The following is a 17,647-nucleotide window of genomic DNA, read 5'->3' as shown; positions in this document are numbered from 1 at the left end:
GCCATCAACCGAGCGGAAATTGACTTTCTGGCAAAGCAAGCTTTTTGGCCATTATGCAGTGATTTTCTTGTAAACAGGAAATCTTTACAGCGATCAGGACGATTTTGATAAAATAGGTAAGAGAAAAATAAGAAGTTTCTTTATTATTTTAAAAAAAGAAAGGAATTGGGATGAGGATATGAAATGTTTTTCAATTGATTTAGATGGCACACTATTAAATTCGCAGCATGAAATTTCACATGAAAATTTATCAGTTTTACATGAATTGAAAAAGCAAGGACATGAAGTCATTTTAAATACGGGACGTGCATTTCCGGACGTCATCAAGATTAAAGCGGTTGAAGAGCTCCAAGTGCCGATTTTTTGTGTTAATGGGGCTGTATTATATTCCGATAAAAGAGAGCTGATGTATGAAGCAACAATAGATGAAAAAACGTTTAAAGAAATTTTTGCAGCAGTAAATGCTCTGGATGTCGGAATTCTCGTTTACACCAATCAGGGTGGCTTTCCATCCACTTTACCGCCTTTGCATAAGCTGAGCTGGAATGAGATCGAAGAGATGTTTCGCCAATTTGATTATGACTCTATTTTCAAGCTGGAAAATGTAAAAATCTATAAGCTGATTGGATTAGTGAATCATGATGAAACGGAAAAAATCGATCGAGTGAAGGAAGCTTTAAGCGAAAGAAGCGACCTATCCATTGCCTCATCATTTCCGAATAATATTGAAATTACCTCCAGCGAAGCACATAAAGGAAAAGCGATTTTACGCTATCAAAAAATGAAGCAGCTGACATTTGAAGAAATTTATGCGTTTGGCGACGGAGGCAACGACATTTCCCAATTCGAGATCGCGACCACATCGGTTGCAATGGGAAATGCTCCAAAGGAAGTGAAAGAAAAAGCCGATTTTGTCACGAAAACGAACGATGAGAACGGCTTTGCCTATGCGGTAAAAGAACTGTTGAAGGCTGTATCAGTTTAAGCAATGCTTCATGCTGCCCGAAAGAATTCATGTAAAGCAGGAAGCCGCTTATTTTACTTATTTATATAAAATATCACTAGCGTTGCATTAATTTAATTCGAAAATTCCGAATTGAAAAAAGTCCATAAAAAAATCCTTTATAATGGATGGTACAGGTGGTCCCTGTCCAAATCCAATATAAAGGATGAAGCCTATGGACAAGGATACACTATTTTCTTCATTTGGTAAATGGGTCACTCCTCTCAATTCTGTTAAATTTACACAAAGAATTGAAGAGATGAAACAAGATAAATATACGAAAAAATTAACCACAAAAGCGTATTTACTTTTGTTTTTGCATGCTCAACTTCAACAACGAGAAGGACTGCGCGCCATCGCCGATGATGCGTTACTGGATGATTTTCAGCGAGAATTAGGATTGACATCTATTAGTGCTTCACAACTTTCTCGAAAACATCGCCAAGTAAAACCCGAATTGCTCGCAGAAATCTTTCTGGATTTAGTGAATCAAATCCGCCAGATGTCCACGAATTCCTCCAGTCAGGTGAGTGGCTTAAAAATCGTGGATTCTACGACCATTTCACTGAATCTGAAAAAATATCAATGGGCTACGTTTCGCAAAACGAAGTCGGGAATTAAGGTTCATTTACGACTGGTGTTTGTCAATGAAGATACGGTTTATCCGGAAAAAATGGTCATGACCCCAGCAGGGAACAATGATCGAACACAAATGGAACAACTGATCGACGAAACAGATGCCATGTACGTGTTTGATCGTGGTTATGTAGACTACGAAAAGTTCGATTATTACTGTGATAAAGGCCTCTTTTTCGCCTCCCGTCTGAAAAAGAATGCCTATGTTCGATTTCTTGAATCGTTCTCTGTCCCATCCAATTCCTCTATTTTATCTGATTCGATGGTGGTCATTGGGACACCACAAAAACGAACGGAAAATGTCTTTCGATTAATCGAAACATTCGATTCGGACGGGAATCGAATTCGAATCATTACGAACCGATTCGACCTAGATCCAGAAGAACTTGGTGATATCTATCGTTCTCGATGGGCCATTGAACTATTTTTTAAGTGGATTAAGCAACGTTTAACACTCAAACATCTTTATGGAACGAGTCCAGAAGCTGTAGAAAATCAGGTTTACTTAGCTCTGATTTCTTACTGTTTACTCATTCTTATTCAACTTGAAATGAAATCGAAACATTCTCTCACCCAGATTTATCGTTGGCTTCGCGTTTTTCTTTGGAAACCAAGTACCGTGTGGGTGGAACGAATTCAACGGGAATGAGTTGAAAAAAGTCGGCGAAGCGCAGTAGCCATGTAACAATAAAACAAATACATTTATTACCAAATGGATAGTGATCACCTTTAGTTGGTTACTGCCTTGTTTTTCGTTTATTATAAAATATTTTATTCAGAAAATTCTGCATAAAATGTTTTTATTTTTTATGCAACGCTACTGATAAAATATAGAAAACGATTTTTTTTCCATTTTTGGCTTAAGTCAATATATTGTTTGAGCGGGGATAAAGACTCGCAAAAAAGGATTCTAAATTTAGTGAAAGCTTATCAAGATATGTCAGATATTTATTCCTTGTTTTAGCAAATGTAGTGGAATCTGCCTTCTATTTTGACTTGTATTAGAGAAAAGTCCGCATTGGAAAACTAGCTTAATAGTTTTCCTTGCTGGAAGGCAAATTTTTTTAGGAAAATATTATCGAATTTTGCAAAAAAATAATGAACGTTTTGGACATATTGCTAAATAATTTGTTACTATATGTTATCATAGAACTGTTAACTAATGATGGGGGAGTGATACATGTGGCGATGCCAAAATATATAACAAACATCGACAAAATTGAACAAATCCCAAAAGAGGAACGGGAAAAGCTGAAGCCGATCACAGAAAAATATGTGTTTCGGGTCAATGATTATTATTTAAGCTTGATCGACTGGAATGATCCAAACGACCCTATCAGAAAATTAGTTATTCCAAATGAAGGAGAAATGCGAGAGTATGGGAGGTGGGACGCATCAGATGAAGATACAAACTATGTCGTTCCTGGCTGCCAGCATAAGTACAAAACAACAGCATTGCTGCTAGTTTCTGAGGTTTGCGGAGCATATTGCCGCTATTGCTTTCGAAAAAGATTATTTAGAAGTGATGTAAAAGAAGCGATGGCAGACGTACAGCCTGGTATTGACTATATTCGCAAAACTCCTGAAATCAACAATGTTCTTCTAACTGGAGGGGATCCTTTAATCCTTGCTACGAAAAAATTGCGCATGATCATTGAAAGCTTACGAGAAATCGAGCATGTAAAAATTATCCGCATCGGCTCCAAAATGCCTGTCTTTAACCCTATGAGAATTTATGAAGATGAATCTTTACTCCAACTCATTAGAGAGTTTTCCTCTCCTGAAAAACGAATCTACATTATGGCTCACGTCAACCATCCGAGAGAAATTACAAAAGAAGCAAAAAAAGCTTTTGAAGCGCTCCATGACGCCGGAGCAATAGTGGTCAACCAAACTCCAGTATTAAAAGGAATTAATGACGATCCTGTTGTTTTAGGCGAATTATTAGATAAGTTATCATGGGCGGGAGTAACACCTTATTATTTCTTTGTGAATCGACCTGTTGCTGGCAACAGTGACTTTGTATTAACATTGAAAGAAGTTTACGATATCGTTGAACAAGCAAAAGCAAGAACATCAGGACTAGGCAAGCGCGTCCGCCTGTCAATGAGCCATACCTCTGGGAAAATCGAGATTTTAGCTATCGAAAACGGAAAAGCGTATTTGAAATATCACCAATCTAGAGATGGCAATTATGGACAATTTATGGTGCTTGATTGCCCTGATGATGCAACATGGTTTGATGATCTGCCTGGCAACGAAAAGTATTGGAAAAAACCGAAAAAGAAAACAGACCAAGTTGTTTCAGTCAATGAATTGCCAGATCATCCTAAAAAAATAGCACAATAAAAAGTGATGGACAGGGGCTGTCTAATAAGTCGATTTTCCGGCTTATAGACGCCCCTTAATGTTTTAGAGACGTTGATATATCGACGTTTATGATTTTTTGTTTTCGATAGGGATTTGACTTTCTGGATAACCACTTTTAAAAAAATACATTATAAGAAAGGCAATTTATGACGTGAAAAAAATAACGAAAAGAAGGTACAGGTTGTTCTTGTGAATGAAGTGGAGCTGATGAGAATTTTGTTCAATAATAGCATGTATGATGCATTTGTATACAATAGAAGATTTTACCCCTTGGTATGGCCGTTCAGATATTATAGCAAGAGAATTTTTTTGCAAAAATTAGGAAGGCGATAAATTGAAGGGAAGTCTGTGCAGAACAGCACACCGATTCATCAGTTTTAATCGAAAAGAATTGAAAAACGATGAAATTTGCGGTTGTTTTTATTGTTTAAAAATATTTCATCCTTCTAAAATGGTGCGATGATGAAAAGACTGCCATTTGCCCTTTTTACGGCACCGATTCAATGATCGAGCAAGTTCCGGTTATCCTATCACAAAAAGTTTTTGAACCGCATGTGTAAGAAATGGTTTTAGTCTATTAAATTATTTATCATTTGGAATGAATTAGAAAGTTGAGGAAATGAATTTGAAAATCGGAAAAATGGCTCGAATGTACTTTTAGACCGAGTAAGTGTCCTGTAATTTTTTTCTACAAGACTTTTTACATCATTTTAAACACCGTCATCTCAGAAGTAATGGAGATTTCGAAACGGCGCCAAGCGTTTTATATGAATTAACGAACATTTGTAAAACTAAACGGAAGCGATATTGTAAAGACAATAAGACCCTTTTTTTAGCAGCTCCACAAATAAGCGGGGGATGAGTTGTATTTGGAAAAGAAACAGCTTCTCCCATCATCGTTACAAAGAAAATTCCAAAAGATAAAAGCTTTGCTTCTTTGTCATACGTGTATGATTTCTTCAGAACTTTTTTAAAAATAATCTGAATGGATTGCGGCTGCACAAAGGCGCCGGAAGAGAACGGTGCAAATGTCTGTAACCGCCACCCATTATTTAGTAAATCCTGATTATTTCCTCATAATTTTTCTTCAGTTTTCCTGAAAAACACCGAACTCCATTTGTATTCAAGCAGAATCATTCCTCTTTTCATATGTCATCTTATATACGAGAATATTGAAGGGAAAAGTTGCAGTTATAGACGAAATACCGCTTCTTTCAATGAAAAAAGAAGGGTTTTCGGAAAATTTTGCGAATACTGGAAGAGAAATTTTTTTATGAAAGGATGTGCCTGTCTGTATGGAGAAGGAAAACGAAATATTACGGCATTTGCCAAGAGGGAAAAAGTCAATGTCAGATATTTCAGGCTACAGTTATATATCATTGCTGAGAAAAGGAAAAAAAGCTTCTGTTTATCGGGGGATACGCGATCGTGATCATCAATGCGTTTTGCTGAAAGTTTTAACATCACAATCCCCATCGATAATTGATCATGCATCTTTTTTGCACCAATATGACTTCTACTCGCAGCTGAAGATGAAGGAAATTGTGACGCCTATAGAAGTTGAGCAATTGGGGAACACGTATGCACTTGTTTACCGAGATCCTGGGGGAATGTTATTAAAAGAATATATCAAAATTCATCGTCCACGAATTAGCGAATTTCTTCAAATTTCTTTACAACTTGCAGAAAAATTAATCGTCCTTCACGAACAAAACATTTCCATCACTATACTAAGTCCAGCTCACATTTTCATTCATCCTGAAAAACTAGATGTGCAATTTTTTGATATTGGAGGAGCCGAAGAGGATGATGAAATTTACGATATTTATCATTCGCCGGAACAGAGCGCACAAATCAATCCATCCTCCAGCCATCTCAGCGATATTTATTCGCTTGGTGTCATTTTCTATGAACTATTAACTGGCCGTCTGCCTTTTGACGTTGACTCTGATTTTGAATGGATGCATGCTCATATGACAAAAAAGGTCATTCATCCGTCTGAAAGACGTCAAGATGTGCCGAATGTGGTTTCCGACATCGTTTTGAAAATGCTTGCAAAAGCACCTGAAGATCGTTATCAGTCGGTTTTCGGACTGAAAGAAGATATTTTCCATTGCTTAAAGATGCTGGAACAAAACGGAACAGTCCAATCATTTCAGATTGCCCGATACGACTTTTCTTCACAATTTCAAATTACAAGCAAGTTATACGGAAGGGAGAAAGAAATACAAAGCTTAATGGAAGAACTGAAAATGGTTCGATTTGGTTTGACGAAAATGGTGCTTATTTCAGGAAGCGCCGGAACAGGAAAAACAGCGCTTGTGAATGAAATTGAAAAGTTATGCGCAAAAGAAAATGGTTATTTTGTTTCCGCAAAATTTGATCAATTTCAGCGGGATATTCCATATGAACCGTTTATTCGCGGATTTCGTCAGCTGATTAATCAATTATTGGCGGAAAGCAGAGAAGAACTTCAACGTTGGAAAAGAGAGCTTCTTGAACATTTAGGTTCAGGAGCGGCGGTTATCACGGAGGTCATTCCTGAACTGGAACTGTTGATCGGCAAACAAGACGCTGTACCTTTATTGCCTTCTTCCCAATCGAAGCTTCGTTTTCATTGGGCATTCAGGCGTTTTATGCAAACATTTGCGAAAAAAAGCCATCCATTGTTATTCTTTTTAGATGATCTTCAATGGTGTGATACAGCATCGCTAGAATTGCTGCAATCCATACTGAACGATCCAGAGTTTGAAAGTTTGCTCATCATTGGGGCTTATCGCGATGATGAAATGAAAGAAGGACATCCTTTCTTAACGAAATTAAAAGAAATGAAAAGAAGCAAAGAAAATATTAGGGAATTTCCACTCGGCATGCTGAATGTTGATCATATTAACCAAATCATTGCGGAAACGTTGGGATGCAGCCCGGACGATGTTCGCGAGCTTGCCATTGTACTATATGAGAAAACAGCGGGAAACCCATTATTTTTTAAACAGCTTTTCCAAACAATATACGATGAAAAGTTTCTATGGTGCAACTTAAAAAGAGGAAAATGGGAATGGAATCTCAACAAAGTGAAGGAGCAGCCCGAATACGATGAAATGATCGGATTCATTGTCAGCAAAATTGAAAAACTGTCGCCGTTAACCCGAAAACTTATCTTGACAGCTTCCTGTCTTGGACATCGCTTCGATTTTCAGTTTTTGTCTTTTCTTCATGATGGAATCAATACGGAGAAAATGACCGACGCATTGTCCGAAGGAGTCCAGGAAGGGATGATAATCCAGGTTTCAGATCAAGGAAGGTATCAGTTCATTCATGACCGTGTCCAGCAAGCTGCCTATTCATTGCTTGATCACAGGGAAAAACAAGAAATTCATTATAATGCAGGTCAATTTCTTTTCAAAAGAACTAGTAAAGAAGAACATGAAAAGTTTTTTGAAATGATCAACCATCTTAACTTGGGCAGAAGGTTCATTCAACATCCCGAAAGAAAAGCAGATTTGGCTGAGCTCAATTGGTCGGCGGGTGAAAAAGCGAAAAACGCAGCATTATTTGATAAAGCATTGAATTATTTTAAAACGGGGATTGAATTGCTTCCCGAAAATTATTGGGAAGTCAGTTATGAATTAAGTTACAAGCTTTTTCTAGGAAAAGGGGAAAGCGAATATTTAAATGGACTTTTTCTTGATTCGGAAAGGACATTTAATGAAATATTAATCTATGCCAAAACAAGGGAAGACCAATTAAAAGTCTACAATATGAAAACTTTGTTGTTTTCTCATCAACAGCAGTTTGAAAAAGCGGTTGAGGCAGGGTTAAAAGGCCTTCGATTATTCGGATGGAAGCTGCCGCGTCATCCGAGTAAGTTTAAAGTGATTCTCGAGATGATCCGAACGAAAAAAGCGGTCGGAACTCGTTCCGCAAATGATCTCACAACTTTGCCGACGATGACAGACAGGAATACACGTTTACTAATGGAGATTTTAATTAATTTGAACAGAGCCAGCTACCAGTATGATCAATATCTTGTCAGCATTCTCATGCTCCGGGCGCTCCGTCTTACATTACGACATGGAACGACTGATGTGTCCGCACTTGTTTACAACAATTATGCACTATTTTTAAGCGCCGGTTTTCAAGATTATGAGGGAAGCTTTCAATTTGGACAGCTTGCTTTACACACAGCTTCTCGATTTCAATCAAAACACCTAATGGGGCGGGTCGATTTCGTTTTTGGCACATTTGTGAACCACTGGAAAAAAACGATTGAGGACAATCTTTTTTATATAAAACGTTCACAAAAACATTGCGTTGAATCCGGCAACCTTCATTTGGCCGGGGAATCGAGCTCATTTCTGGTCATTACAATGTTGATTAAGGGGGAACCGCTCAATCAGTTGTTAGTAGAAATTGAGAAGCAGCTAGAGTTTGTTTTGCAAATTAAAATGGAACATTCCATTATGTTTTTAAAAGCGGTGAAAACTTGGCTGCAATGTCTCGTTCATCCTCATGCGAAATTTACTATGTATGAAGAAAGAGAAAATCTAGATGAATCATCGATTATCGTTTATGATACCGTTCAATTGAAAATCGCATTTTTGTTAAAAGAAGACGAGCTGGCATATCAACTGGCGGTCCGTCTTGAAAAATTGGTCACAAAATCTCTCGTATTGATCATTTCGCCTGAATTTTACTTTTATCATAGTTTATTGTTAATCAGGCGTTGCGAACAGAAAGACAGGAAAAACATGAAAATAGTTAAAAAACAGCTGAAACGGGCTTTGAATCAATTTAAAAAATGGTCTGAGCATTGCCCTGACAATTTTCGACATAAACAGCAATTACTTTTGGCGGAATGGGACAGATTGCAAAAAAAAGAGACAGAAGCCATGAAATGGTATGATGAGGCAATTCATTCCGCAAAAACTTCTTCTGACATTCAGATTGAAGCACTCGCTAATGAATTGGCAGGGGACTTCTATGCCAAAAAAGGCATGCATCGCATTGCGCAAACATACTTACGTGAAGCGCATCGATGTTATCGGCTGTGGGGGGCGCACAACAAAGCGGAACAGCTGCAGCACGATTATCCTGAATTTACTTTGATTGAGGAAACAAATCAAACAAAAAACGATCATAAAAGCATGATAACGTGGGAAGGGACCAAACGAACAAAAGGTGAGGAACGGGGCTTGTCCGCCATCATTCAAGCAGCAGCCTCTTTGTCTGAGGACATGAACTTAGAGCAATTGCTCGGGAAATTATTAATGCTCATTGCCAGATTTAAAGGGGCTGAAAAGGTATGCTTCATCAGGCCAAATGGAAAAGAAACCGTTTTTTCGATTGAAAAAGTCATTTCCACACATGGCGAAACAAACGAAATGGATCAAAACGTTGGCGAAAACATTCCGATTTCTGTTATCCAGTATGTGCACCGTATAAAAGAAACGATAAAGCTCCAGGATGCAGTAAATGATTTTACTTTTTCAAAAGATCACTATATTCAAAAAAACAAAGTCAGGTCAGTGTTATGTTTTCCTGTCGTCCAACAAAAAACGGTCAAGGGGATCTTTTATTTAGAAAATAATCAGTTAAAAAACGCCTTTGAATCCGAGAATATGGAAGTGTTGACAACCATCGCATCACAGGCTGTCTATGTACTTGAACTGCTGTATTCATTTGGAAAAGAAACAAAAATCGCAGTCGAGAAAAAAGCAGAGACGATCAAGAATGAGTTGGTTGATCCGTTGACAGAACGCGAATTGGAAGTGTTAAACCTTGTTTCAATCGGCTTAACGAATAAAGAAATTGCAGAAAGACTTGGTTTGGCTGTCGGAACGGTAAAAGTCCACTTAAACAATATTTTCAGCAAATTGCAAGTAAATCGCAGAACAAAAGCAGTGGTCCAAGCAAAGGAGTTAAACTTGTTGTAAGAAATGAGCAAAAGTGGCTCATTTTTTTTTGCGAAATTTGCCCATCTATAACTTTTGATATATGACAATTTCAAGAAATCAATGTATTGTGTTTTCAGTGACAGATGGAAAGGAGGATGGAAACATGAACAATAAAGAATTGGAAGAACAACAAATATTGGATATAGAATGGGTTGAGCTTATATTAGAAGCTAAAAAACTCGGATTAACAGCTGATGAAATTCTTCATTTTTTACATAACAGTGAATTTTATAAATATTGGATGAAAAAAGATATATCTACAAAATAATTAAAATAAACTAGAGTATGCATCCATGAATATTTTTAACTGTCAATTTAAATCACTACTTTCAACAAGATGATAATACAGAACGTATTATTCTAATAAATGAAATTACATAAAGCATATGACTAAAAGCCAAGAAATGGTGGTACTGTTCATTTAGTAAATAGTTATGTACGTTTTGATCGAATGACAGGAGATGGATCGTGAAAAATGCCTAATATGCACTTATTCACACGTAAATACGAGTGACTTCATGAATTTGAAAATTGTTCAATTGTTTGGGCTGGCTATTACAAATGCAATGGACAACCCCATTTACGCTATAATCCCTTTTATAAAGAAATAAAAAGGGCCTTATGTGAGACAAAGGGAACAAACTCAAAGTCTAGGCAGAAGGAGTGTTCAGTTATATTAAAGGCATCGGTGCTTCAGCCGTTTTTCGCTAAGATTCTGGAAAAAGCGATATTGTGTTTTATCTAAAACGGCAAGGCTCACAACTTCCTAAAGATGGAAGGGAAATGCTCCTATTACTGTAAAAAACCACAGAAATTCATTGAAGAGTTCTGTGGTTTCATATTTTTTAAGGAGCTTTTAAAAAGAACCCGTTAACTAACGGCATTATGTCGAGTAGACATGAAATGGAGAATACTTCAAGTTTTCATTCAAACTCAATGTCCGGCCTTTTCCTCGTTGCAAAAGTCTCTTCAGAAAATATCCACAAAGTTCCGCAAATGCCGTTATCATCACAATTTGCTTTTCGTCTCTTGCTTGTTGGCCCATCCTTTGCAAAATACCTTGTTACAAGATGTGTTTTGTTAAAAAACATTTTCCCAAAATTTGAATGTCCGTCAGCAATTACGAATATGATAGAAAACGATATATGACATTTATCATATTCTGAATATGACATATATGACTTCACAGATCGATTTCCCTCTTATATGATTAGAAATATCAAATAAAGAAGGGAATCAAAAAATGACGAAACAAATGCAAAAAAATTTGAGAAAGCAAATGGCTCCTTATGAAAAACCTCACACTATGAATAGTGTTTGGCAGTTAGTCAATACAACTGTGCCGTTTTTTCTGTTATGGTTTTTAGCTTATCAAAGCTTATCCATTTCTTATGTTCTTACTTTCGCTATTTGCATGATCGCAGCTGGATTTTTAGTTCGACTTTTCATCATTTTCCATGATTGCTGTCACTATTCCTTTTTTAAAAACCGCCTTGCCAATAAAATTTTTGGAACAATAGCTGGTATTTTAACGTTGTTTCCGTACAGCAAATGGCAGCACAACCATTCAGTCCACCACGCAACCAGCTCAAATTTAGATAAGCGCGGAACAGGGGATATATGGGTTTTGACAGTTGATGAATATTTGTCAGCACCGCCTTTAACTAAATTCGCCTACAGGATGTATCGAAATCCGTTCGTGATGTTTGGGCTAGGACCGATTTACGTTTTCCTTATTAAAAATCGGTTTAACAGAAAAAATGCGAGGTTAAAGGAACGCATCAACACATATATAACAAACATATCAATCGTTGCCTTAGTTGGGCTGCTTGGTTGGACGATCGGATGGGAGCCGTTTCTTATCATTCAAGGCACAATCTTTTTCATTTCAGGCTCTTTAGGCATTTGGCTTTTTTACGTACAGCACACATTTGAAGATTCTTATTTTGAAGAAGATGAAAACTGGGAGTATGTGAAAGCAGCTGTTGAAGGGAGTTCATACTATAAGCTTCCAAAACCGCTGCAATGGCTTACTGGAAATATCGGTTTTCACCACGTCCATCATTTGAGCCCAAGGATACCTAATTATAAGCTGGAAGAGGCACACAATCAAACGTATCTTTTACAGAATGTACCAACCATCACTCTAGCGACAAGCTTAAAATCTCTCCAATTCCGCTTATGGGATGAGCAAGCGAAAAAGTTTGTCGGGTTTAAAGACTTATCGAAAAAGAAGGAAAAAAAGTCGAAAGTCCATATTGAATCTGAATTGTAAAATCTTTAGAAAATTGGGCAAAGTTTTCAAGACGCAGTCTACCTTTTTATGATAAGATAACATGTAAAACAAATTTTTAGAGGATTTGACCATGCAAAAAAAGTATATGATCTTAGAGAAATTCTCGGGAATTACTCCTTATATATGGAGCGTTTTTAGCATATTGCCGTTTTATTTTATTTTTCAATCTTCCTCCACTAAGGAAATCATTGCAGGGATCGTGCTGACACTTATATTTTTCTTTGTATATCGTTTAGCTTTTATTTCAAAGAAGTGGCCTGTCTACTTGTGGACATCAATTTTAATTGGGATTTCTATCACGATGACGATCCTTTTCCAATTTATCTATTTTGCTTTTTATATTGCTTACTATAACGGTCATATCAAAAACCGCATTGCTTTTTTAATATTGTACATCATTCACTTAGCTGCAACGACCATCTCGATCAACTATAACGTGGTTCTACAGGAAAAGTTATTCTTAAAGCAATTGCCATTTGTCATCATCATTTGGATTAGCGTCATCCTTCTTCCATTCAACATTTATAATCGAAAAAAGCAAGGGCAGCTCGAAGAACAGCTCCAAGATGCCAACAAAAGAATTTCCGAGCTCGTGAAACAGGAGGAGCGCCAGCGAATTGCCCGCGATCTTCATGATGCGTTAGGCCAGAAGCTGTCCCTTATCGGTCTAAAAAGCGATTTGGCTAGAAAATTAATTTACAAAGACCCTGAACAAGCCCGCAGCGAATTAAAAGACGTTCAGCAAACGGCCAGAACTGCATTGAATGAAGTAAGGAAAATAGTTTCACAAATGCGCGGGGTTCGATTGAAAGAGGAAATCATACATATAAAACAACTACTCCAAGCTGCTGAAATCAAGTTGGTAAGTAATGAAGAAGAATTCACACTATCAAACGTATCCCCGTTTATTGAGAACATTTTAAGTATGTGTTTGAAAGAAGCAGTAACAAATGTCGTCAAGCATAGCAAAGCTTTCACTTGCCGGATTGCCATTCAGAAATCTTGGAACGAAATATGTATGACGGTGCAAGACGACGGAATCGGCATTAAGGAGGAACGGGATCTTGCAAAAGGAAATGGACTGATCGGAATAAAAGAACGTTTGGAGTTTGTAAACGGCAGTCTGGATATTTATTCGGAAAAAGGGACTACATTAATCATGAAAATACCGAATGTAGTAAAGCAGACCGTTAAGGAGGGACTGAAATCATGATTCGAATTGTCATAGCTGAAGACCAGCGTATGATGCTCGGCGCCTTAGGAACATTGCTCAATCTGGAAGAGGATATGGAAGTGGTGGGGCAGGCGACTAACGGAGAAGAAGCTGTTTCTCTTGTGAAGCAATATCAGCCTGATGTTTGCATCATGGATATCGAAATGCCCAAAAAAAGTGGACTTGAGGCAGCTGAAGAGCTGAAAGATCTGGAATGTAAAGTGATCATTTTAACAACGTTTGCCCGTGCCGGTTATTTTCAACGGGCCTTAAAAGCTCGTGTAAGCGGCTATTTATTGAAAGACAGCCCGAGTGAGGAGCTGGCAAGCTCGATTCGAAGCATCATGGCAGGCAGGCGAATCTATGCACCAGAACTAATGGATGATGTATACAGTGAAGAAAATCCTCTCACGGAACGGGAAAAAGAAATATTAGAACTTGTAGCCGATGGGAAAAACACAAAAAAAATCGCGGACGAACTGAAACTAAAAACAGGCACGGTCCGAAATTATATTTCAACGATTTTGGAAAAGCTTGAAGTAACGAACCGGATCGAAGCGATAAAACAATCCAAAGAAAAGGGATGGTTTAAGTAGATGTGGAAAAATTTGTTTTTTAACGACAAAACCAACACATAAGGGACGGAACAGAAACCTTCCAGGGTGTTTAAAATGAACAGTACTGAACACTTTTTCCCCTAAACTCGATAAGTTCCTGAAAATATCCTCCTGAAATCATGAGATTCACGTTCCGCTTGCCAATGAACCATTCCCATCATTATTAACCATATTTAGGGTACCCTATTAGAATTTATACTTTTCTAGAGAAAACGATTTTTATATGATGCTTGTTTATGTGTTTTCAAGTATCTCGATCCAAAAACATCTCTTCGTGAGCGTCAAGTTTCCAAGTATATGGATTGTAGCATCCTATTGTTTTTCATAGATAGGTTTATTGCATAAGATCTGACATGTTTTTCGCGTTTCCCCGCTTTCTATTGCTTGATATTATCAACCATTGTACCAGCAAAGCCGCCAATACTAGACAACCTGCAGCGAACGGAAGGGAGGAAGGAGTTAATCCGGCAAGCAACACAATCCCTCCAAGAGCAGAACCTACCGCACTTCCTAAATAATTAGCGGAACTGTTTAAAGCGACAACAGCAGCGCCGTGATTAGGCTGCAAACGTAGCAGTTCATGTTGTTGCGGGGCTTGCGAAGCCCAGCCCATCGCCCCCCATAGAACAAAAGGCAAAAAGGATAGGATCGGAAAAGGGAGTGCAAATGGTATGCAGAACATAGCGAAAGCCATGATGGTTAAAATGCCGGCCATAAGCATTTTCGGTCTTGCTGTCCGGTCAATGAAATACCCAACGGAAAAGCTCCCGATGACGCCCCCAATGCCCCATGCCCACAAATAAGGTGCAAGGCTGGGGGTGTCTTTTAAGTTATCCAAAATGGTTGAAATATACGTATAGAGTCCCAAGCTGGCAATGCTTGTTATAAAAGTTACGCTGATGATTGCGGCAACTCGTCCTTTTGCCATCATGGCAAAACGTTGCTGCAGCGATGGCGGTGCCGAAGCAGGAAAGTCTGGAAACGAGATGATAATCCCGATCATAGCGACAAAACCTAGTGCAGTGATGAACCAAAGAGTTGTTTGCCAATCTAAATGTTCAGCAATGAACAATCCAAGGGGAACACCAGCAACTGTTCCCGTGCTCATGCCGCCAAGCGTTATGCCAAGAGCTCGGCCGCGCATCTGTCCGGGAACAAGGGATGCGGCAGCAGCTGCTGCCAACGGAGAATAGAGACCGGCTCCGATGCCCGCAATTGCACGAGCCATCAACAGCGTGGAAAAAGTCGGCGCTAATGCGCTGGCTCCATTGCCTATTGAGAATACGGCAAGTGCCAGCACTAAAATGTTGCGCATAGGTTTACCAGCCAATATTGTCGCAAAAACCGGAGCCGCCAGTGCATAGCAAAAGGTAAAGATACTTACTGCCTGACCTGCTTGTGAAGCGCTAATTTTAAACGTTTCTTCCATTTTCGGCAGCAAACCGGAGATGACATAGGCATCAAACCCGAGTGCGAACATTCCTATCGTGAGCAGAAGAACTTTCCTCATCATAACCTCCAGTTTCACTAAATCTTTTCATATGAAAAAATTGTTCTTTATTTTCACTTTACAAAACGAACTTTAATATGTCTAATATATATTTAAATCATTATTAATATGTTAAAAATATTAAAAAGGAGAGGCATTACGTTGGAACTTCGCCATTTGAAATATTTCATCACAGTCGCAGAAGAATTGCATTTTGGCAAAGCTGCTGCCCGCTTAAATATAGCGCAGCCGCCATTAAGTCAGCAAATTCGCCAATTAGAGGAAGAAATAGGTGTGCCGCTTTTCCAGCGGTCGAAAAGAAAGGTAGAGCTGACGAAAGAAGGAGAGGTGTTTTTGGAAAAAGCTTATCAAATTTTGAAGAATGTAGAGGAAGCTGTCGAAACAGTAAAAATGGTAAACCGTGGAGAAGCCGGGCAAATAGTGATCGGTTTTATCGCCTCAGCTGCCTATGATCTTCTTCCTGTTATTTTAGAGCACTATCGAAAACAATACCCAAATATTCATATCGATTTGCAACAGTTGACGACAAGAGAGCAATTGAAAGCTTTGCAAAAAGGCCTTATTGATATAGGAATACTTTGCCATCCTTTCAACATACAAAATGACAGCATTCAGGTCGAAGTCATTCGACAAGAACGAATGGTGCTAGCATTGCCAAAGGATCATCCGTTAGCTGCCAAAACCTCGCCGATTCAACTGGAAGATTTAGCAAACGATCCATTCATTTTAACAGGAAGAAAGGCGAATCAAACTCATTATGATGCAGTAATGAATTGTTGTTATCATGCGGGATTCCATCCGAAGGTAGTACAAGAAACGCAAGAATTGCCTACTGTCTTATCTCTTGTTTCCTCAGGAATGGGTGTGGCGATCGTACCGGCTTCTATCCAACGGGTATTAAATAATAATGTAGTCTATCGTGACATTCAGAATAATCCAATTACCACTACAACGGCCTTTGCGTGGAAAAGCGGCAATTTATCTCCAACTGTCCATGCATTTCTCGATTTCATGAAAAAGTCTGTCATCCCACTTTTTCATGGATATGACATTTCTTAGATCCCTTGCGGCTAATTGGGGAAAGCATGCTTTTTTTAAGTCCAAAGAGAACATAAAAAAGCGGCAAATTGTTTCCTTTCCTGCTCCTATAGTAGACAAAGGTCCGCAAAACGGGACTATTGGCGAAAATAGGTTTCAGTCATGCAGTGAGGATTTACAATGTCAACTCGGCTTACCTTCCATTTGAGCGGAAAGTGGTTGTTTCTTTCGATGGGGTTCCAACATCTTTTTCCTTTTTAGAAAATGGGGCAGGAATGTTTCAAGAAAAAGAGATTTTAGCGCCCAAAAGGTTGGAACAATTGGTAAATTCTATTTTTACATAAAGATCATTGTAGGCAAAAGAGATGGGAGAATTCTACCATTATCAATTATGAGAACAATACGGCAAAATGAAGGAAGTGATGAAATCAAAAATTAAAAAGCGTTGACTTTTAGAGAGATTTTAAGTAGTATTAAAACTATAAATACCCATACAGGTATATGTAAAACAAGAAACTAAAAATACAGGAGGAATGAATGATGAAAGTTGCGATCATTGCAGCAAACGGTAGTTTATTTGATGCGTACAAGGTATTTAATATTGCCACTGCGGCAGCGGCAACAGAAGCGGAGGTAGGGATTTTCTTTACTTTTGAAGGATTGAACCTTATTCACAAAGAAGAGCATAAGCATTTGCCGATACCGGAAGGGAAAGAACGCTTTCAAGAAGGTTTTCAAAAAGCGAACGTACCATCGATTGAAGAACTTGTCCAAATGGCTCAAGAATTTGGTGTGAAATTGATTGCCTGTCAAATGACAATGGATGTTATGGGGCTGGATAAGGAACATTTCATTGATGGCATTGATGTTGCCGGTGCAGCAACATTTTTAAACTTTGCCAAAGATGCGGACATTACATTAGCGTTTTAAACAGTGAAAAAGCAATAAAAAAGTAACCGTGTATACAACAACATGCCCATGTTGTTAAATCATTTTCTGTTGGAACA

At 38.3% G+C, this 17,647-nt stretch carries 11 protein-coding genes and 1 pseudogene; 11 read left to right on the top strand and 1 reads right to left on the bottom strand.

The annotated features are described in order from the left end of the window. The first annotated feature begins 178 nt into the window (after positions 1 to 178). The 9 genes and pseudogenes from NSQ94_RS10110 to NSQ94_RS10070 all read left to right on the top strand — a co-directional run bounded on the left by NSQ94_RS10110 (position 179) and on the right by NSQ94_RS10070 (position 14,071). Complete coding sequence (locus tag NSQ94_RS10110; protein WP_339228997.1) at positions 179 to 985, top strand: HAD family hydrolase; 807 nt, start codon at positions 179 to 181, stop codon at positions 983 to 985. Between the two features lie 193 nt (positions 986 to 1,178). Further along, a complete protein-coding gene (locus NSQ94_RS10105; RefSeq protein WP_144596560.1) occupies positions 1,179 to 2,288 on the top strand; it encodes an IS4 family transposase in 1,110 nt (369 codons plus the stop codon). 533 nt (positions 2,289 to 2,821) lie between these two features. Further along, on the top strand, positions 2,822 to 3,988 hold the full coding sequence (locus NSQ94_RS10100) for a KamA family radical SAM protein (RefSeq protein ID WP_144597999.1): 1,167 nt from the start codon (positions 2,822 to 2,824) through the stop codon (positions 3,986 to 3,988). Between the two features lie 367 nt (positions 3,989 to 4,355). After that, positions 4,356 to 4,582, top strand: a pseudogene (locus tag NSQ94_RS10095) (cytoplasmic protein). Between the two features lie 722 nt (positions 4,583 to 5,304). Further along, complete coding sequence (locus NSQ94_RS10090) at positions 5,305 to 9,945, top strand: AAA family ATPase (protein ID WP_339228995.1); 4,641 nt, start codon at positions 5,305 to 5,307, stop codon at positions 9,943 to 9,945. A gap of 124 nt (positions 9,946 to 10,069) precedes the next feature. Beyond that, positions 10,070 to 10,234, top strand: coding sequence for an anti-repressor SinI family protein (locus NSQ94_RS10085; protein WP_242009324.1), 165 nt, complete (start codon positions 10,070 to 10,072; stop codon positions 10,232 to 10,234). A 975-nt stretch (positions 10,235 to 11,209) separates the two neighbouring features. After that, positions 11,210 to 12,241: a fatty acid desaturase gene (locus tag NSQ94_RS10080; protein ID WP_327847663.1), complete on the top strand. Its 1,032-nt coding sequence runs from the start codon at positions 11,210 to 11,212 to the stop codon at positions 12,239 to 12,241. Positions 12,242 to 12,332: 91 nt separating this feature from the next. Beyond that, on the top strand, positions 12,333 to 13,475 hold the full coding sequence (locus tag NSQ94_RS10075) for a sensor histidine kinase (protein ID WP_339228992.1): 1,143 nt from the start codon (positions 12,333 to 12,335) through the stop codon (positions 13,473 to 13,475). Continuing rightward, positions 13,472 to 14,071 (top strand): response regulator transcription factor, encoded by a 600-nt coding sequence (locus NSQ94_RS10070; RefSeq protein WP_144598003.1) that lies wholly within the window; start codon positions 13,472 to 13,474, stop codon positions 14,069 to 14,071. Before NSQ94_RS10075 ends, NSQ94_RS10070 begins: the two co-directional genes overlap by 4 nt. Before the next feature lie 355 nt (positions 14,072 to 14,426). Here the strand turns inward: NSQ94_RS10070 and NSQ94_RS10065 are convergent, their stop codons facing one another. Beyond that, positions 14,427 to 15,602, bottom strand: coding sequence for an MFS transporter (locus NSQ94_RS10065; RefSeq protein WP_144598004.1), 1,176 nt, complete (start codon positions 15,600 to 15,602; stop codon positions 14,427 to 14,429). Between the two features lie 141 nt (positions 15,603 to 15,743). On the opposite strand from NSQ94_RS10065, the gene NSQ94_RS10060 reads away from it, so the two are divergent. Further along, positions 15,744 to 16,661, top strand: a complete 918-nt coding sequence (locus tag NSQ94_RS10060) for a LysR family transcriptional regulator (RefSeq protein WP_144598005.1) — start codon at positions 15,744 to 15,746, stop codon at positions 16,659 to 16,661. 519 nt (positions 16,662 to 17,180) lie between these two features. Then, a complete protein-coding gene (locus tag NSQ94_RS10055; RefSeq protein WP_144598006.1) occupies positions 17,181 to 17,570 on the top strand; it encodes a DsrE/DsrF/DrsH-like family protein in 390 nt (129 codons plus the stop codon). Positions 17,571 to 17,647 lie beyond the last annotated feature (77 nt).

This window comes from Aeribacillus sp. FSL K6-2833, assembly GCF_037965815.1.
GTDB lineage: Bacteria > Bacillota > Bacilli > Bacillales > Aeribacillaceae > Aeribacillus > Aeribacillus composti.
Note: the sequence above shows the minus strand (reverse complement) of the source record. Positions and strands in the feature narration are given on the sequence as shown.